Annotated in this window: 17 protein-coding genes and 1 tRNA gene; all 18 read right to left on the reverse strand. The window is 66.8% G+C overall.

The features are described from left to right. Positions 1–28 precede the first annotated feature (28 nt). The 18 genes from IEW02_RS13220 to IEW02_RS13305 all read right to left on the reverse strand — a co-directional run bounded on the left by IEW02_RS13220 (position 29) and on the right by IEW02_RS13305 (position 17,357). A tRNA-Pro gene (locus IEW02_RS13220) sits at positions 29–102 on the reverse strand. 62 nt (positions 103–164) lie between these two features. Continuing rightward, on the reverse strand, positions 165–1,604 hold the full coding sequence (gene der / locus IEW02_RS13225) for a ribosome biogenesis GTPase Der (protein WP_188545189.1): 1,440 nt from the start codon (positions 1,602–1,604) through the stop codon (positions 165–167). Continuing rightward, positions 1,601–2,263: a (d)CMP kinase gene (cmk, locus tag IEW02_RS13230; protein ID WP_188545354.1), complete on the reverse strand. Its 663-nt coding sequence runs from the start codon at positions 2,261–2,263 to the stop codon at positions 1,601–1,603. The genes der and cmk overlap by 4 nt, the downstream gene beginning before the upstream one ends. A 53-nt stretch (positions 2,264–2,316) precedes the next feature. After that, the gene (locus IEW02_RS13235) at positions 2,317–3,399 is read right to left on the reverse strand and encodes a pseudouridine synthase (RefSeq protein ID WP_188545190.1); all 1,083 of its coding nucleotides are present in this window, start codon (positions 3,397–3,399) and stop codon (positions 2,317–2,319) included. A 13-nt stretch (positions 3,400–3,412) separates the two neighbouring features. Next, positions 3,413–4,093: an SMC-Scp complex subunit ScpB gene (gene scpB / locus IEW02_RS13240; RefSeq protein WP_188545191.1), complete on the reverse strand. Its 681-nt coding sequence runs from the start codon at positions 4,091–4,093 to the stop codon at positions 3,413–3,415. Beyond that, complete coding sequence (locus IEW02_RS13245) at positions 4,090–4,908, reverse strand: segregation and condensation protein A (RefSeq protein WP_188545192.1); 819 nt, start codon at positions 4,906–4,908, stop codon at positions 4,090–4,092. Before IEW02_RS13245 ends, scpB begins: the two co-directional genes overlap by 4 nt. After that, positions 4,905–5,885 carry a ParA family protein gene (locus tag IEW02_RS13250; protein ID WP_371829942.1) on the reverse strand — a complete coding sequence of 327 codons (981 nt, stop codon included), beginning with the start codon at positions 5,883–5,885 and terminating at the stop codon, positions 4,905–4,907. Before IEW02_RS13250 ends, IEW02_RS13245 begins: the two co-directional genes overlap by 4 nt. Before the next feature lie 89 nt (positions 5,886–5,974). Further along, positions 5,975–6,916, reverse strand: coding sequence for a site-specific tyrosine recombinase XerD (gene xerD, locus IEW02_RS13255; RefSeq protein ID WP_229745984.1), 942 nt, complete (start codon positions 6,914–6,916; stop codon positions 5,975–5,977). Then, positions 6,906–7,592, reverse strand: coding sequence for an NUDIX domain-containing protein (locus tag IEW02_RS13260; protein WP_229745985.1), 687 nt, complete (start codon positions 7,590–7,592; stop codon positions 6,906–6,908). The genes xerD and IEW02_RS13260 overlap by 11 nt, the downstream gene beginning before the upstream one ends. Continuing rightward, positions 7,589–9,325: a CTP synthase gene (pyrG, locus tag IEW02_RS13265; protein WP_188545193.1), complete on the reverse strand. Its 1,737-nt coding sequence runs from the start codon at positions 9,323–9,325 to the stop codon at positions 7,589–7,591. Before pyrG ends, IEW02_RS13260 begins: the two co-directional genes overlap by 4 nt. Positions 9,326–9,433: 108 nt before the next feature. Continuing rightward, the gene (locus IEW02_RS13270; RefSeq protein WP_188545194.1) at positions 9,434–10,381 is read right to left on the reverse strand and encodes a copper transporter; all 948 of its coding nucleotides are present in this window, start codon (positions 10,379–10,381) and stop codon (positions 9,434–9,436) included. After that, on the reverse strand, positions 10,378–11,562 hold the full coding sequence (steA, locus tag IEW02_RS13275; RefSeq protein WP_188545357.1) for a putative cytokinetic ring protein SteA: 1,185 nt from the start codon (positions 11,560–11,562) through the stop codon (positions 10,378–10,380). Before steA ends, IEW02_RS13270 begins: the two co-directional genes overlap by 4 nt. 94 nt (positions 11,563–11,656) lie before the next feature. Further along, positions 11,657–13,426 carry a DNA repair protein RecN gene (gene recN / locus IEW02_RS13280; RefSeq protein ID WP_188545195.1) on the reverse strand — a complete coding sequence of 590 codons (1,770 nt, stop codon included), beginning with the start codon at positions 13,424–13,426 and terminating at the stop codon, positions 11,657–11,659. 4 nt (positions 13,427–13,430) lie between these two features. Beyond that, positions 13,431–14,378: an NAD kinase gene (locus IEW02_RS13285; protein ID WP_188545196.1), complete on the reverse strand. Its 948-nt coding sequence runs from the start codon at positions 14,376–14,378 to the stop codon at positions 13,431–13,433. After that, positions 14,375–15,202 carry a TlyA family RNA methyltransferase gene (locus IEW02_RS13290; RefSeq protein WP_188545197.1) on the reverse strand — a complete coding sequence of 276 codons (828 nt, stop codon included), beginning with the start codon at positions 15,200–15,202 and terminating at the stop codon, positions 14,375–14,377. The genes IEW02_RS13285 and IEW02_RS13290 overlap by 4 nt, the downstream gene beginning before the upstream one ends. Position 15,203: 1 nt before the next feature. Then, complete coding sequence (locus IEW02_RS13295) at positions 15,204–15,446, reverse strand: hypothetical protein (RefSeq protein WP_188545198.1); 243 nt, start codon at positions 15,444–15,446, stop codon at positions 15,204–15,206. A gap of 61 nt (positions 15,447–15,507) precedes the next feature. Then, positions 15,508–16,506 (reverse strand): HAD-IIA family hydrolase, encoded by a 999-nt coding sequence (locus tag IEW02_RS13300; protein ID WP_188545199.1) that lies wholly within the window; start codon positions 16,504–16,506, stop codon positions 15,508–15,510. Beyond that, positions 16,503–17,357: a tetratricopeptide repeat protein gene (locus tag IEW02_RS13305; protein ID WP_229745986.1), complete on the reverse strand. Its 855-nt coding sequence runs from the start codon at positions 17,355–17,357 to the stop codon at positions 16,503–16,505. Before IEW02_RS13305 ends, IEW02_RS13300 begins: the two co-directional genes overlap by 4 nt. Positions 17,358–17,689: the final 332 nt, after the last annotated feature.

Here is a 17,689-nt window from a genome sequence, read left to right on the forward strand (position 1 = left end):
TCCCGAGATATCGGGACTGCCTTGTCGGTCGGGCTGACAGGATTTGAACCTGCGACCACCTGACCCCCAGTCAGGTGCGCTACCAAGCTGCGCCACAGCCCGCCGCGCCCCGAAGGGCGCTGGGAAAGATTACCCCAGCGCCGACTTCAGAAGCCAATCGCCGCTCATTTGCGGTTCCGGTCGCGCTTCTCTCGGATACGCACCGAAATGCGCACGGGACTTCCGTCGAAGTTGAACTCCTCGCGCAACCGCCGCTCGATGAACCGGCGGTACCCGGCTTCGAGAAACCCGGTGGTGAAAAGGACGAACGTCGGCGGCCGGGTCGTTGCCTGCGTGGCGAACATGATGCGCGGCAAGCGCCCGCCTCGCATCGGCGGTGGCGTCGCAGCCACCACTTCCTTGAGCCAGGTGTTCAACCGGCCCGTCGGAATTCGCTTGTCCCACGAGGCAAGTGACGTCTCCAGTGCCGGCACCAACCGCTGCACGGCACGACCGGTCTTCGCCGAGACGTTGACTCGCTGAGCCCACGGGACGCGCATGAGATCGCGGTCGATCTCGCGCTCGAGCTGCCCGCGGCGGTCCTCGTCGACGAGATCCCACTTGTTGAACGCGATCACGAGTGCACGTCCGGCCTCCGCGACCATCGACAGCACCCGCAGGTCCTGCTCCGAGATCACCTCGGACGCGTCGATCAGGAGGATGGCGACCTCGGCGGCGTCGATGGCGCCCTTGGTGCGCAGCGATGCATAGAACTCTGCTCCACTGGCGTGGGAGACGCGTTTGCGCAACCCGGCGGTGTCGACGAATCGCCACACCTTGCCACCGAGCTCGACCAACGAGTCCACCGGGTCGACGGTCGTGCCGGCCACGTCGTGGACGACCGATCGTTCGTCTCCGGTCAACTTGTTCAGCAGCGACGACTTGCCCACGTTGGGCTTCCCTACCAGGGCGACACGACGGGGGCCGGCCGTACCGGTGCCTTCTCGTGGGGTCTCCGGCAGCACGGCGAGAACGTCGTCGAGCAGATCGCCCGTGCCGCGTCCGTGCGTCGCACTGACCGCGCGCGGTTCACCGAGGCCCAGCGACCACAGTGCGGCCGCCTCGGATTCGGTGCGCTCGTCGTCGACCTTGTTGGCCACCAGAATGACCGGCGTCTTCGAGCGTCGCAGGACGCGGGCCGCGGCCTCGTCCGTCGCGGTCGCCCCGACGACGGCGTCGACGACGAGCAAGATCGCGTCGGCGGTCGACATGGCCTGCTCGGCCTGTCGCGCCACGGACTGTTGCAGGCCCTTGGCGTCCGGCTCCCACCCGCCGGTGTCCTGCACCATGAAGCGGCGGCCGCTCCAATTCGCCTCGTACGAGACACGGTCACGGGTCACGCCGGGAACGTCCTCGACAACGGCTTCGCGGCGGCCGATGATGCGGTTGACGAGAGTCGATTTGCCCACGTTGGGACGTCCCACCACGGCCAGGGTCGGTACGGCAACGAACTCTTCGTCCGCGTCCTCCCCTTCGAAATCGAGTCCGTCCCAGTCGGATTCCTCGGTCCACGTGCCGTCCCCGGCGAACGTGTCGGTGGTTGCGAAAGTGCTGTCCTCGGTCATTGTCGTACTCCAGTTCGTTCGTGAACCAGCGTCAGGAGCGTGTCGATGACCTCGTCCATGCTCAGCTCGCTGGTGTCGACGGGCACCGAGTCGTCGGCCGGGCGCAGGGGCGACAGGGCGCGAGTGGAATCCGCTCTGTCGCGTCGCTCCACGTCGGCGAGGACGGCAGCGAAATCGTCGCCACGCCCCTCGGTGATGTTCTGTTCGTTGCGTCTGGCAGCACGCGTTTCTGCGGTCGCGGTGAGGTAGATCTTCACGTCGGCGTCGGTGAGCACTACGGTCCCGATGTCACGACCTTCCACCACGATTCGGTCGGCGGAACGGGCGATCTCGCGCTGCATCGCGACCAGCTTCTCGCGGACCGCCGGCACGGCCGAGACTGCCGAGACTGCCGCGGTCACGGCAGCACCGCGGATGGGTCCGGTCACGTCGGCACCCGCCACGCTCACGGTCTCCTGAGACGGATCGGTTCCGACGCGCAGTTCGAGGCCCCGCACGCTGCCGCCGACAGCGTCGACGTCGTCGGGGTCGATGCCGTTGTCCAGCACCCACACCGTCGCCGCCCGGTACATCGCGCCGGTATCGAGGTACGACGCATCGAGCGCGGCCGCCAGTCGCCGCGAGACGGTGGACTTCCCGGTTCCCGACGGTCCGTCCATGGCGATGATCACCCCGGACGTCCGACCGGCCTCCGGCCCTCCCGCAACCTCGCTCACAGACCCACCGCCGTGTACAGGCTGCTGACCTCGCCGCGCCCCAACACACGAAGGGTGCCCGGACGCTGATCGCCGAGTGCGACGATGCCGATGTCCGTGCGAACCAACCGAATCACGGGGTGGCCGACGGCGTCGAACAGGCGGCGCACGATGTGCTTACGACCTTCGTGCAGAACGACCTTCACGAGGGTCTTGCCCTCACCGGCATCGAGCAAGGTGAACGAGTCGACCTTGGCCGGGCCGTCGTCCAGCTCGACACCGGCCTTGAGCTGGCGACCCACGCCGCGTTCCATCACGCCGTTCACCGTCGCCATGTACGTCTTGGACACCTCGAAGGACGGGTGCATCAACCGGTGTGCGAGATCGCCGTCGTTGGTCAGCAGGATGAGACCTTCGGTGTCGGCATCGAGACGTCCGACGTGGAAGAGACGCTGTCCTGCCTGAACGCGCTCGGCCACGATGTCGCCGATACAGGGACGGCCGAGGTCGTCGGACATCGTCGACTGCCATCCGCGGGGCTTGTTCAGTGCGATGTGGACCAGATCGGCCTGCACCAGAACGCGGGTGCCGTCCACGCGAACCACGGCGGTACCCGGATCGATACGCACGCCCTGCTCGCGCACGATGCGCCCGTCCACCTCGACACGCCCCTGATCGATCAGTTCCTCGGCTGCGCGGCGCGATGCGACACCGGCCTGAGCCAGCACCTTCTGCAGCCGCACTCCCTCGCCGGCGGGAACGTGCTTGCGCGGGCCGGCGTCGGCGTTCTGGTGTCGCGCGGGTTTGGCGTTGCTGACGGTCGGTGCTGCGACGTGCTTGCGTGTGGGCTTGGCGTTTTTTGTCGGCGCCTTGCGCGGAATCGTCGGGCTGACCTCACGCGGATTGACCGTGTCCGCGTCGTCGGTGCGTGCGGCACCTCGTGCGGCGCGGGGCTTCTTCGGCAACGGTTTCGCGGCACGCTTGGACTCTCCGGTCCGTGCACCGGCGCCGGGCGCTGCGCTGGTGCCTGGCGCTCCGCGGCGCGGTTGGGTTCTCTTGCTTCGGTCCGGTGTGCCATCACGGCGAGCGGGGTTCTTCACTTTTTCTCTCTTGTCAATCGTCTTCGGTGTCGAGCCCGATGATCGGGCCCCGGTCGTTCTTCGGTGCAGCGTTCGCGCGCAGAACCCGTGGATCGGTGTCCAGGCTCTCGCTGATGTCGTCGATCATGTCCACGCCCGGAAGCAGCGGCGCGAGCTCGGGTAGGTCGGCCAACGATGCCAACCCCAGACGCTCGAGAAACATTTCGGTGGTGACGTACTGCGTCGCCGCCGAGTCCGGATCCGTCCCGGCCTCGGCGATGAGTCCCCGCGCGAGAAGGGTGCGCATCACGCCGTCGACATTCACGCCGCGCACTGCACTGACTCGTGCGCGGGTAACCGGTTGACGATAGGCGATGACAGCCAAGGTTTCCAAAGCGGCGCGAGTCAACTTCGATCTCGCGCCGTCGAGAAGGAGCTTCTCGACATACGGTGCGTAGTCGGTCCGGGTGTAGAACCGCCACCCGTCGCCGGCGTACCGGAGGTCGATGCCGCTCCCCCGTCGAGTCAGGTCCGCCGCCATCTCGCGCAGCGAAGCGTCGATGCGTTCGGCGTCGGTACCCAGGGTCGACGACAGCAGTGTGACGGGGGCCGGTGAGTCGACCACCAGCAACACCGCTTCGAGGGCGGAGCGCAGTTCGTGCTCGTCGAGCTCGGCCGGAGCTTCTTCCTGCTCGGGGCTCTCGGGAAGGGTCATCCGTAGTCCTCCACCTCGGTCAGGCCCGCGACGTCCGGGTGCTCACCGGTCCAGCTCACCTTCAGTTCACCCAGAGCGTCGGGCTGGTCGAACACGATGGCACGTTCTCGGTACAACTCGAGGAGCGCGAGGAATCGAGCGACGATCTCGACGGTCACACCGCATGCGGCCACGAGGTCGCCGAAGGACGTCCATTCGCCCTCCCCTGCGCCGCGCAGGATCTCGAGCACGGCGGCGGCATGTTCGGGCACCGAGACCTTGGACACATGTAGGTGATCCAGCCCCACGGTCGGCACCGTTCTGGGCGCGAACGCAGACGCCGCGATCTCGGCGAACCTCTGCGGGTTCACCCCGAGCAGCACTTCCGGCAGCAGATCCGCGAACTGATCTTCGAGGGACACCGAGCGCGGGTAACGGCGGAGCGCGGCACCCTCGAGTTCGCCGAACAACTGCGCGACCTGCTTGTAGGCCCGGTACTGCAGCAGCCGGGCGAAGAGCAGATCACGTACTTCGAGCAGTGCGAGGTCCTCGGCGTCCTCGACGTCCCCCGCGGGCAGCAGGCGTGCCGCCTTCAGATCGAGCAGGGTGGCCGCCACGACGAGGAATTCGGTGGTCTGGTCGAGGCCCATCTCGGGTCCCAGATCGCGGGTGTAGGCGATGAAGTCGTCGGTGACGACGTGCAGGGCAACCTCGGTCACGTCGAGACGGTGCGAGTTGATGAGTGTCAGGAGAAGGTCGAACGGGCCTTCGAAGTTCTGCAGCCGGACCTGAAAGCCGGTGGGCTTGTCCACCGGAACGACGGTCGCCGCCGTCATGCCACGGGCGTGTCGCGGTGGATCACTTCACGCGCGAGCGCTCGGTACGCTTCGGCCCCCGAAGATTTCGGTGCCCAGGTCGTGATGGGCTCCCCGGCCACGGACGTCTCCGGGAAGCGAACGGTGCGGGTGATGACGGTGTCGAAGACGACGTCGCCGAACACCTCGACCACTCGGTTCATCACTTCCCGCGAGTGCAGGGTGCGGGCGTCGAACATCGTCACCACGATGCCGGACAACTTGAGCCGCGGATTGAGTCGGTCGCGCACCTTGTCGACGGTGTCGTTCAGCAGGGCCAGGCCGCGCAGACTGAAGTACTCGCACTCCATCGGGATGAGCACCTCGTCGGCGCAGGCCAATGCGTTGACCGTGAGGAGACCGAGGGACGGCTGGCAATCGATCAGGACGTAGTCGTAGCGATCGAGGATCGGATGCAGAACTCGGCCCAGTGTCTGCTCCCGACCGACCTCGGTGACCAGCTGAATCTCGGCCGCGGACAGGTCGATGTTGGACGGGAGCAGATCCAGGTTCTCGACCCGGGTGCGCATCAGCACGTCGTCCACCGATACCCGCGGTTCGACGAGCAGGTTGTGCACGGTCAGGTCCAGATCGTGATGTGGCACACCGAGACCGGCGGACAACGCTCCCTGCGGGTCGAGGTCGACGAGCAGAACTCGCCTACCGAACTCGGCCAACGACGCACCGAGATTGATAGTCGACGTCGTCTTTCCGACGCCGCCCTTCTGATTGCACATCGCGATCACGACCGCCGGGCCGTGTGACGTCAGTGGCGCAGGTTCCGGGATGGACCGGGGAAGGCGGCCGGTGGGTCCGGCGCCCACTGGATGAGATGCGGGAGCGGCATGCTCGGGTTCGGGCTGGCGGGTACGGAACAGTGCACCGTCGTCGTGCTCCCTGTCGTGCTCGCCCGCCTGCGGGCCCTCGGGCCTCGCCGCCGGCGGCTGTGGTGACACCACGGCCCGCGCTCCCCTCCCTCGTCGATTCCTGCATGTCTGGTTCTGCGGAACGCTACCCGCCGCAGAGGGTGCAGTCGGGTTCGGACACGCTATCTGGCGCGCGGATGCGCTTCGGCCCACACCTCGCGCAGGGTGGTGACGGTGACCAACGTGTAGATCTGTGTCGTCGTCACCGACGCGTGTCCGAGAAGCTCCTGAACCACGCGCACATCCGCTCCCCCGTCGAGCAGGTGGGTGGCGAACGAGTGGCGCAGCGTGTGCGGCGACACGCTCGCCGCGATGCCGGCCCGCTCGGCTGCGGTGCGTAGCACCTGCCAGGCGCTCTGGCGTGAGAGGCGCCCGCCGCGGGCGTTGAGCAACAGCGCCGGTGTCCCTCTGGCGAGTAGAGCAGGCCGGCCGCGCACGAGATACGCGTCGACGGCGTCGACGGCCGGTCTGCCCACCGGCACCACCCGGTCCTTGCCACCTTTGCCGCGCAGCAGTACCGACCGCGACTCGGTATCGATGTCGTCGACATCGAGGCCCACGGCTTCGGAAATGCGTGCGCCGGTGGAATAGAGCAGCTCGAGAAGCGCTCGGTCGCGCAGTCCGCGAGGTGCATCGGCGCTGTCGCCGCCGGCCGCGTCGAGCACCGCGAACACGTCGTCGACCGTCAGCGATTTGGGCAGACGCCGACCCGGCGCCGGCGGTTTGACTCCGGCCGCGACGTCGCGCGCGACGACACCTTCCGACACTGCGAACCGGTGCAGCCCCCGAACCGCGATCAGCGTCCGCGCAGCGGAACTCGCGGCGAGCGGCGGAAACTCGTCGTCCCCGAGTCGTAGGGCAGAGACGAACTCCGCCACGTCGTTCTCGGTGACGGCGCCGAGATCCGAAGTATCCAGCTCGCTCAAATAGTGGTGGTACCGCGTCAGATCACGGCGGTACGACGTGATCGTGTTGCGAGCCGATCCGCGCTCGACCGTCAAGTGATCGAGGTAGGTGGCGATGATCTCTCCGACCTTGTCGAGCTCCGGGCGGTCACCCGCCACTCGAACCCTGTCCGCTCACCGACCGGCCTCCGGCCTGCCCGCACCCGCTGCCGGATTTGCGGCGCTCGAAGGCAGTCGGCACGTCCTGCCACGGCGCCGACGCAGGACGTAGCGACACCTCGCCGGACGATCGGACAGCCGCCAGCGCCAGAATCCCTGCGACGGCCGACGCGTTGACGATCTCACCGGAGAACACGCGCGCCACCGCCTCGGACAACTCGAGGCGCACGATCTCGATGTCGGCTTCCTCGTCGACCGGATCCGGACGGTCGATCTCGGTCAGACCCTCGGCGAGGAACAGGCGCACGGTCTCGTCCGTGAAGCCGGGTGACGCTGCCACGTCCACCAGGAGTGACCAGGAGTCGGCCTGCAGGCCTGCCTCCTCACCCAGTTCGCGCTGCGCAGCCGCGACGTAGTCCTCCCCGGCCTCGTCCAGCAGGCCCGCGGGCAGTTCGAGAAGCCGTCTGCCCAACGGGTGTCGGTACTGCTCGATGAGCACGATGCGCTGCTCGCTGTCGATCGCGACCACCGCGACGGCGCCGTAGTGCTCGACCACCTCGCGCTCGGCTTCGCGCCCGCCGGGCATCCGAACCGTGTCCAGTCGGAGCGCGAGGATCGCACCCTGGTATTTCAGTCGGGAATCGACGGTGTCGAACTCGTGCCTGTCGTCCGTCACGAGCCGACGGCTTCGGATGCGGCGCCTTCGATGTCGATCTCGTCGCCGTGAACGTTCACTTCGAGCCGTTCTGCAGCTTTGTACTTCAGGGCCGCGCCGATCAGTGCGGCGAACAACGGGTGCGGACGAGTCGGCCGGCTCTTCAGCTCCGGATGTGCCTGCGTCGCAACGAAGAACGGGTGAGTCGATGCCGGCAGCTCGACGAACTCCACCAGATGCCCGTCCGGTGACGTGCCACTGAAGACGAGTCCGCTCTCGGAGACCTTGTCTCGGTACGCGTTGTTCACCTCGTAGCGGTGACGGTGCCGCTCGGACACCGATTCCGATCCGTACGCCTGCGCCACGACCGACCCCTTGGTCAGCGTCGCCGGATAGGCGCCGAGGCGCATGGTTCCGCCGAGGTCGGCTTCGCCCGCGACGGCCTGTTCCTGATCGGCCATCGTGGAGATCACCGGATGCGTTGTCTCCGGGTCGAATTCGGCGGAGTTCGCGTCGGTGACACCCACCGAGCGCGCAGCTTCGATCACCATGCATTGCAGTCCGAGGCACAGTCCCAGAATGGGAACCTTGCGCGTGCGCGCGTACTTGATCGCGCCGAGTTTGCCCTCGATGCCGCGAATGCCGAATCCGCCCGGGATCAGCACCGCGTCGACGTCGCCGAGCGCGGCCGCAGCGCCTGCGTCGGTCTGGCAGTCGTCGGACTGCACCCACACGACCTCGACCTTGGCGCGGTGGGCGAACCCGCCGGCGCGCAGGGCTTCGGTGACCGAGAGGTACGCGTCGGGAAGATCGACGTACTTGCCGACCAGCGCGATGCGCACTGACTCCCGCGGCTGGTGAACCCTCTCGAGCAGGTTTCCCCACACAGTCCAGTCGACGTCGCGGAACGGCAATCCCAACTTGCGCACCACGTACGCGTCGAGCCCTTCCTTGTGGAGGACCTTCGGAATGTCGTAGATCGACGGTGCGTCCGGGGTGGAGATGCAGCCGTCCACGTCGACGTCGCACATCAACGCGATCTTGTTCTTGAGTCCTGGTGGCACATCACGATCACAGCGAAGGATGAGCGCGTCGGGCTGGATACCGATACTGCGCAGCATGGCCACCGAGTGTTGTGTGGGTTTGGTCTTGAGTTCTCCGGACGGTGCGAGGTAGGGAACGAGGGACACGTGCAGGAAGAACACGTTCTCCCGGCCCACGTCGTGCCGGATCTGGCGCGCCGCTTCGACGAAAGGCTGCGATTCGATGTCGCCGACCGTTCCGCCGATCTCGGTGATCACGACGTCGGGGCTGTGGCCCTGCAGGTCCGGGCCGCGCATGGCCAGGATGCGGCTCTTGATCTCGTCCGTGATGTGCGGAATCACCTGAACGGTGTCACCGAGGTACTCACCGCGCCGCTCCTTGGCGATGACCGTCGAGTAGACCTGCCCCGTGGTCACGTTGGCGTGTCCCGACAGGTCGCGATCGAGGAAGCGTTCGTAGTGACCCACGTCGAGATCGGTCTCGGCGCCGTCTTCGGTCACGAAAACCTCGCCGTGCTGGAACGGGTTCATCGTGCCGGGATCGACGTTGAGGTAGGGGTCGAGCTTCTGCATGGTGACGCGTAGGCCGCGTGCGGTCAGCAACTGTCCCAGGCTGGAGGCAGTGAGCCCCTTGCCGAGGGACGATGCGACGCCGCCGCTGACGAAGATGTGCTTGATGTCAGTCCGCGTATGAATGCGTGACAGTGGCAAAGGAACTCCCGTGACGACTGCGACCCGACGCCGACCGAAAGACCGGCATGTCGAGTGGTTCGGAACCTGGCCGACCCACGGGATTTCACGGTAACACCTTTCGGCCCCTCAGGTGGGAGGTGCCCCTACCGTCACTGCCGTGGCGTTCGGGCCCGTTCCGTACCGACCCGATGCACCGTTCAACTGTTCGCCGAGCGCGAGGGCGACGGTGATGCGGCCCGATTGCCGGTCCACGTCGTCCACCGTGCTCAGCCCCGACGAGAGTCCGGCGTCGGAGCGCACGACGGCAATCGGGCCGCTGCCCTGTGCCGCTCCCGGCCGACCCGCCAGCACCGTGCCCGCGCCGCGTCCGTCGAACGCTCCGGCGAACCGCGCGACGATGGCCCCGCGGTTGCCGTCGTCCGCGTTCGACTCTGCACTTCCGGTCAGCACCACGGCGAGTTGTGCGGGCTGCACGGCGTTGTCGTCGTAAGTGATGAAGCCGCCGCTGCGGAGTGTGTCGAGAGCGAGACCCATCTCCTCGGGAGTGCTCTGCGGTTCCGCTGTCTGCGGGTTCAGCAGGAGGACGGATCCGAGCAGGTCCCCGGCGAGACTTCCCTGGTCGACGGCTCCGGTGCGGAGCTGAATCCCGGCGGGCACGACGTTGGTGAGACGGGTCCGTAGGTCGTCACCGCTCGATGCCGAGACGAACGAGTCGGTCAGTCCGACACGGCCCGTGACGGATCCGCCGGCGTCGGCAACGATCCTGTTCACCGCGTCCAGATCACCCGGATCCGCATCGGGTGTGGTGACGACGAGGACGGTACGTCCGGTCAGCGAGCCCGCCACCACGCGGCCGGCCACGGCAGCGTCGAAACCGTCGGCGGCATTGAGCTGCTCACCCAGAGCGTTGTTGTTGTCCTGCAACGAGTTCAGCTGATTCTGCAGATCAGATTTGTCGTCGCGCAGTCCGGACAGAACACTTCCCGAGAGCAATCCCGAGCCGAGAACCACTCCGACGGCGAGGGCGAGAAAGACTGCGGCGAGCGATATTGCGTGCTGTCGCATAGAGATCACGCCAGCAGCCCCTGCACCCACTCTGCAAAGCTGTTCCACGTGGCGATGGCCCAATCCAGCGTCTCGCCGCCACCGTTGGTGACGATCAGTGCCGCGATGACCGCGATCAGTGCAGCCAGTACCAGCAGTGCCACGGCCCCACCGGATACCCGGCTGCGGTACAGGGTGGCCATTGCCTTCGCGTCGACCAGCTTCGGACCGACCTTGAGACGTGTCATGAAGGTGGACGGCGTGCTCGATCGTTTGCCGGCGTCGAAGAACTCGTCGAGCGACGCGGCGCATCCCACGGTGACTATCAGCGACGCACCGTGGTGGTCGGCGAGGAGCAGAGCGAGATCGGAGGGAGTTCCACTGGCGGGGAACGTCATTGCGCCGATTCCGAGGTCCTGGATGCGTTCGAGGCCCTTGGCGTGTCCGTCGGAGTCGGCCGGCAGCACCACTTCGGCGCCCGATTTCAGGGTTCGGGTGCTCACGTCTTCCGGATCACCGACGATCAGATCGGGGCGGTAGCCGGCGTCCGCCAGGGTGTCTGCGCCTGCGCCCACGCCGATGAGAATCGGTGAGTACTCCTTGATGAACGGCTTGAGGTTCTTCAGGTCGACGATGTGATCCGGGCCTTCGGCCACCACGACGACGTGCCGACCGGTGAAGTCGACGTCCACTTCGGGAACCCCGACGCCGTCGATGAGCAGTGGGCTCTCGGTTCTGATGAACTCGATCGTGTTGCCGGAGAACGCTTCCAGGTGATCGATGAGACCACTCTTGGCCTCGATCATCCGGTCGGAGATCTCGGCCTCGGTCTGTTCGATACCCTTGGCCAGACGACGCTCGCCGGCGTAGACGCCGCCGTCGTCGAGTCGGATCTTGGACCCGTCCTTGACCTTCTTGAACACTTCGGACCCGGCGTTGTCGATCAGCAGGATTCCGTTGGCTACCAACACCTCCGGCCCGAGGTTCGGGTACCGACCGGAGATGGACGGTGAGGCGTTGACGACCGCCAACACACCGGCGCCGACCAACGCGTCGGCGGTGATGCGGTCGAGATCGATTTCGTCGAGGACCACGACATCACCCGGGCCCACGCGGCGAAGCAACTTCGCCGTACTGCGGTCCACCCGAGCGATACCGCTCACTCCGGGCAACGAGTCATGACTACGCGAGAGCAGAGCCGGCATCTTCATGGGAACGATGATGAACCCGACGCACGCCGCCGTGATGGAGGCGCGCCGTACCAACTACCACATCGTTCACACCAGTCACACGAATCGTTCCGTGTCAACGAGCGGTCTGACGCCTCTCGACACTGGCTGTCTGCAGCAGCTCCTCGGCGTGCGCCCGCCCGGTTTCCGTGTCGTCCAGGCCTGCAAGCATGCGCGCGAGCTCCACCACTCGATCCGAGTCCGTCAGGGTGCGGACGCCACTGTTCGCACCCCTCTTGCTGTCCGTCTTGTCGACCACGAGGTGGGTGTCGGCGAACGCCGCGACCTGCGGAAGATGAGTCACGACGATGACCTGGTGGGTGCGCGCAAGACGAGCCAGACGCTTCCCGATCTCGACGGCCGCGCGGCCACCCACCCCGGCGTCGACCTCGTCGAACACCATGGTTGCTCCCGTGTCCGATTGCGCCAGAACCACTTCGAGAGCCAGCATCACCCGCGACAGCTCGCCGCCGGAGGCGCTCTTGTTCAACGGCAGCGACTGCGCTCCGCTGTGGGCGGACAGCCGGAACTCGACCTCGTCGGTTCCCGACGAACCCGCGTGCAGGCTGCGGCCGTCGACGTCGAGTGCAGCGACGTCGCCGGGCGCAGCGTCGCGCGGACGAACCGCGACCTCGAGCGCCGCTTTGCCCATCGCAAGTCCGGCGAGCTCCACACTCACCGCTTTCGAGAGTTTGGTTGCCGCTTTGACCCGCGCCGACGACAATTTTCGGGCGACCGCGACGGTCTCGGCGGCCGAGGCGTCGACCCGAGCCGACAGCTCCGCCAATGCGTCGGCGGAGACGTCCAGACGTGTGAGCCGGTCGCGGGCCTCCTCCGCCCAGGCCAGCACGCCGTCGACGTCCGCGGCATATTTCCTGGTCAAATTCTTCAGCTCGGCCTGCCGTGTCAGGAGCGAATCCAGGGATTCGGGATCGGACGGCAGATCGCTCAGGTAGGACGACAGGTCGGCACCGACGTCGGTGACCACCGCGATCGCTTCGGCCAACCGCGGCGCGAGGTCGGAGAGCAGTCGATCCTCGGAGGACTGCAGACGGTCACGAGCCTCGCCGAGTAGATCCATCACCGAGGGCCCGTCGGTGGGGTCGTCCCCTCCGGTGAGTGCTGCGTGCGCGCCCAGGGCGCTGTCGCGCAGAGAGTCGAGGTCGCTCAGACGTCGAACGCTCGCCGCGATCTCCACGTCCTCGTGTGGCGCCGGAGCGACCGTATCGATCTCCTGCACGGCGAAAGTCAGCTGATCGGCCTCGCGCGCCAGTTCGCGGCTCTTCTCGGTGCGATCGCGCAATTCGGTTCTCGCCGCGGCCCATTCGGCGCGGTGCTTCTGGTATCGAGCCAACAGTGTCCCGACGGTGTCTCCGGCGAATCGATCCAGCGCGCCGAGTTGTTCGTCGGCACGCTGCAGTCGTAGCTGATCGTTCTGCCCGTGCACCGTGAGCAACGAACCGGTGAACTCGGCCAGAACGCCCGCCGGCACACTGCGTCCGCCGAGGTGAGCGCGTGACCGGCCGTCGCCGCCGACTGTTCGCACGGCGATCACGCTGTCGTCGTCGTCGCGCCGTCCACCCGTGGACTCGAGCAACTCGTCCACCCCGCGTACGACAGCGGACGAGACGTTGTCGGTCGTGAACCGGCCCTCCACGACCGCGCGGTCGGCACCGATGCGCACCCGTCCGGCGTCGGCCCGCGCTCCGGACAACAGATGCAGGCTGGTGACCACCATTGTCTTACCCGCACCGGTCTCCCCGGTGAGGACCGTCAAACCGCTCGAGAACTGCGCGCTCGCCTCGGCGATGACCCCCAGGCCGTCGATTCGTATCTCGCTGAGCACGTGGCTACGTCATCCTTCCCCGCCACCCGGTGACCGGGAGCGCGAACTTGTTCACGACGCGATCGGCGAACGGGGCGGAGTCGAGCCGGACCCACTTGATGGGTTCTGCTCCGCGCACCACGTCGACGCGTGCACCTGCAGGCAGCGCCATGGTCCTGCGACCGTCGCACAGCACGAGGGCTTCGTGGCCGTCCGAGACGGTCTCGACCGCTATCCGTGATTCGGGACTGGTGACGAGCGGCCTGGCGAAGAGCGCATGAGCGTTGCTGGGAATGACGAGTATGGCCTCGAGTTCCGGCCACACCACCGGCCCTCCCGCCGAGAACGCGTAGGCAGTCGATCCGGTGGGCGTGGCGAGCAGCACTCCGTCGCAACCGAACGCCGATACCGGCCGTCCGTCGACCTCGAGGACCACGTCGAGCACGCCCAGCCGGGTGCCGTTCTGAACGCTGGCTTCGTTGAGAGCCCAGCCTCGCTCCACCACCTGATCGTCGACACGAACGGTGACGTCCAGAGTCATACGGGGCTCGATACGGTAGTCGCGCCGAACGACGCGAGCGAGAACCTCTTCGAGATTCTCGGCCTCCGCCTCAGCGAGAAAACCGATGCGGCCCAAATTGATTCCGAGAACCGGGATGGACGAAGACCGCGCCAGCTCGGCTGCGCGGAGGAACGTTCCATCGCCGCCGAGAACAAGAACGATTTCGCAACCTGCCGCTGCGTCCGGACCGAACTCCACGACATTCACGTCGGAAACGGCAGCAGTCAGATCGTCGATGTCACTGCTCGAGTCGGGCTTGGACCGGTAGTACTCGTCGACCAGCACCCGGAGACGAATCCCTGCCTCGTGGAACACTTTCGCCGCGCGCAGGGCGGTGGCCGCGATGTCGGGGCGGCCCGGGTGGGCAACCAACAAGATCTCACGCGGAGCGTTGTCGCGCTCGATGCTCACTGCGGTCCTTCCTCGACGGCTCTCGCGACCAGGTCGGCGATCGGTGCGATGGTCTCACCGGGATCCAACGCCGCCTTCGTCCGGAGCCACAGGAAATACTCCACGTTTCCCGACGGCCCGGGAAGCGGACTCGGCGCTACCGCAACTGTAGTCAATCCGACGGACGCCGCGGTCTCGGCAACCTTGATCACCGCTTCTGCTCGAAGAGCGGGGTCTCGTACGACTCCGCCGGACCCCACCCGATCCTTGCCGACTTCGAACTGCGGCTTCACCATCGGCACCAGGTCCGCACGCGGCGTCACGCACGCTGCGAACGCGGGAAGGACGAGTCCGAGGGAAATGAACGACAGGTCGGCCACCACGAGGTCGACCGGTCCGCCGATCGCGTCGGCATCGATGTTGCGGACGTTCGTACGATCGATGACGGTCACGCGATCGTCGGATTGCAATCGCCACACCAACTGGCCGTATCCGACGTCGACCGCCACCACCTCGCGCGCCCCGCGAGTAAGCAACACGTCGGTGAATCCTCCGGTCGACGCGCCGGCGTCCAGGCAGCGAGCGCCCGCGACATCGAGCCCGTGCCGAGCGAACGAGTCCAAGGCGCCGATCAGTTTGTGCGCACCGCGCGATGCCCACGACACCTCGTCGGTCACCTCGGTGACCAGAAGCGGGGTTCCGGGTTCGACGGCCGTCGCGGCTTTGGTGGCAACCGAGCCCGCGATCAGCACGCGACCCTCGGTGATCAGTTCCGTTGCGTGTTCGCGCGATCGCGCGAGACCGCGACGTACGAGTTCCGCGTCGACCCGGGCACGGCGTGCCACGTCAGTTCTTGTCCACGGCGGCCAGCGCATCGACCAGCAGCTGATGGGCCTGTTCGAGGATGCGTGCCTGATGATGCACGGACACGAGACCGTGCTGATCGTCCGCGTCGACACCGGACTCGATCGATGACAGATCGTCGACCTCGGACAGCAGGCGGTCGACCTCCGCGACCACCGCGTCGGGGTCGACGGTCGGCGACGGGCCGGGTAGGTGCTCACCCGGACGGGGAATGGGTGCGCTCATCACGGCCAACGCTAGCCGATGGTCCCGACACCGGTCCGGTCGGACGCGTCCGGCCGCGGTCTCAGCGCATCCACTGCTCGACGACGGCGGAGGCGACGGAACCGTCACCCGCGACCTCGGAGAATCGGCCCGCAGCCCAGGCAAGTGGAGCCACGGCCCGCAGCGCGGCCGTCGAGGTGTCGTACGACACGGCTTCGGAACCGTTGTACTTCACGACGAGGGTGTCGCCCTTCACGGTCGCCGACCAGTCGTCCGTCGCTCGGACGATCGAGTCGTCTTCCGCGCGCAGTAGAGCGGAAAGCTCGGATGCGATGTAAGTCGGCCGTTGTTCGGGAACGGCTCGAAGAACGTCGAGTGGCTGACTGACGCCGGTGAGAACAAGCAACGACGGTACGGTGATCGCATTCGCACCTTCGATGTCGGTGTCGAGGCGGTCACCGACGACCAACGGAGAACGAGATCCACTGCGCTCGAGTGAATCTCGCATCAACGGTTCGGCCGGCTTGCCCGCGACGATTGGCTCGAGGTCGGTCGCAGCCCTCAGCGCGGCAACCATCGCTCCGTTACCGGGACCGAACCCGCGCTCGCTGGGAAGAGTCGTGTCCGTGTTGGCCGCCACCCAGACCGCACCCGCGCGCAGCGCATAGGTCGCCTCGGCAAGGATCGGCCACGCCGTGGTCGGGGAATGCCCCTGCACCACAGCCGCGGGCGTCGGCTCGGCCGAACGCACGGGGACCAGTCCGACCTTCTCGATCTCCGCGGCGAGCGCGTCCGTGCCCACCACGAGAACCGTCGACCCCGGGTCCACGAGATCTGCCAGCACTCGAGCTGCGGCTTGCGAGCTGGTGACCACGGTGTCCTCGGTAGCCACGAATCCGAGCTCGTCGAGGTGGTGCGCCACCTGAGCCGGTGAACGACTGGCGTTGTTGGTGACGTACCAGAGGGAGGCGCTGCAGTCGGCCAGTACCTCGACAGCGCCGGGAACCACGTCCGCGCCGCGGTAGAGGGTTCCATCGAGGTCGAGGAACAGAGCGTCGAACTTGTCGCCGAGGACGCTCACTGTCCGGTCAACTCTTCCACTCGTTCCTCGGCGTCGGTCTCGCCTTCCACGTCGGCGGCAGCCGACCGGAGAAACCACTGAACCCCGTCGTCGACGCGACCTGCAGCCACCAGCGCATCCGCGTAGGCGTAGAACAGGCGAGCCGGTGCGGATCCCGTTTTGTCACCTTCGAGATCCGGGGTCTGGAGCGTGACAACCGCCTGGTCGTACTGGCCCATGTCCATGCGGGCTCCAGCCACTACGATGCGCAACTCGGAGGCATCGTCGCCCGACAACATGCGTGCCTCGTCGCTTCGTCCCAGTTCGATAGCGCGCTCCGGCCGACCCAGACCACGCTCGCAGTCGGCCATCACAGCCAGAAGTCCCGGTCCGCCGGCCATCCGACGTGCGGCACGAAGTTCCGACAGAGCTTCTGCCCATTCCCCGGCGTGGTAAGCCGCGATACCGGCGGTCTCACGAACCACCGCTATCCGGCCGGCGCGCTGACGAGCGGCACGCGCATGAGTCAGGGCGGCACGCGGATCGTCCGCGATCAGACGGCCGACCATCACCATGTGTCGGGCCACTTCGGTGGCATTGTTCTTGTCGAGACTGAGCAGATCACGCCGTACCGCCGGATCGAGCTCACTGGCTTCGAGATCCTCGGGCAGGTCCGGCTCGACCGGACGCGGTGGGCGGGAGTCGCGATCACGGGGACCACCGGAACGCCGAGGTGCAGCTGCGCCCTCGCCGCCTCGTCGGCGAGGACCGTCTCCGCCGGATTGGGGTCGCCCGCTCTGGTTGTCCTGCCGCGGGTTGCGACGTGGAGCCGAATCCCGGAAGGGACGGCCTCGGCCGTTGTCTTCCGGCACGTTGGTTCCTTTCGCATCGAAATGTCGGGCGAACACAGCCCGAACAGGTTTTCCAGCAACGTCGAAGATACCGCGCACCGGGGCCCCGAGACCAACCGACGCCTCAGGGCGTGGGCACGAGTCCCGCACGTCGGCTGGACCCTATGTGTCACTGGGTCCGCATGGGTGACCCAATGTGTCACTGGGTCCGCATGGGTGACTCAATGTGTCACTGGGTCCGCATAGGTGACCCAATAATTCATCAGTTTGAGGGCCGGCATCGACTTGCCCGTGACATGCAGAAAGCCCCTCACCTGGTGGTGGGGGGCTTTCTGGGGGTTGTGTTCGGCGGT

The sequence above is a fragment of the Rhodococcoides trifolii genome (genome assembly GCF_014635345.1).
GTDB classification, from domain to species: Bacteria; Actinomycetota; Actinomycetes; order Mycobacteriales; family Mycobacteriaceae; genus Rhodococcoides; species Rhodococcoides trifolii.

What these genes read in the sequence shown, in the direction of transcription:
- steA (WP_188545357.1), bottom strand. Translation starts at nt 11,562, where the DNA reads ATGAAGATGCCGGCTCTGCTCTCGCGTAGTCATGACTCGTTGCCCGGA.
- scpB (WP_188545191.1), bottom strand. Translation starts at nt 4,093, where the DNA reads ATGACCCTTCCCGAGAGCCCCGAGCAGGAAGAAGCTCCGGCCGAGCTC.
- der (WP_188545189.1), bottom strand. Translation starts at nt 1,604, where the DNA reads ATGACCGAGGACAGCACTTTCGCAACCACCGACACGTTCGCCGGGGAC.
- cmk (WP_188545354.1), bottom strand. Translation starts at nt 2,263, where the DNA reads ATGGACGGACCGTCGGGAACCGGGAAGTCCACCGTCTCGCGGCGACTG.
- IEW02_RS13245 (WP_188545192.1), bottom strand. Translation starts at nt 4,908, where the DNA reads ATGACGGCGGCGACCGTCGTTCCGGTGGACAAGCCCACCGGCTTTCAG.
- IEW02_RS13295 (WP_188545198.1), bottom strand. Translation starts at nt 15,446, where the DNA reads ATGAGCGCACCCATTCCCCGTCCGGGTGAGCACCTACCCGGCCCGTCG.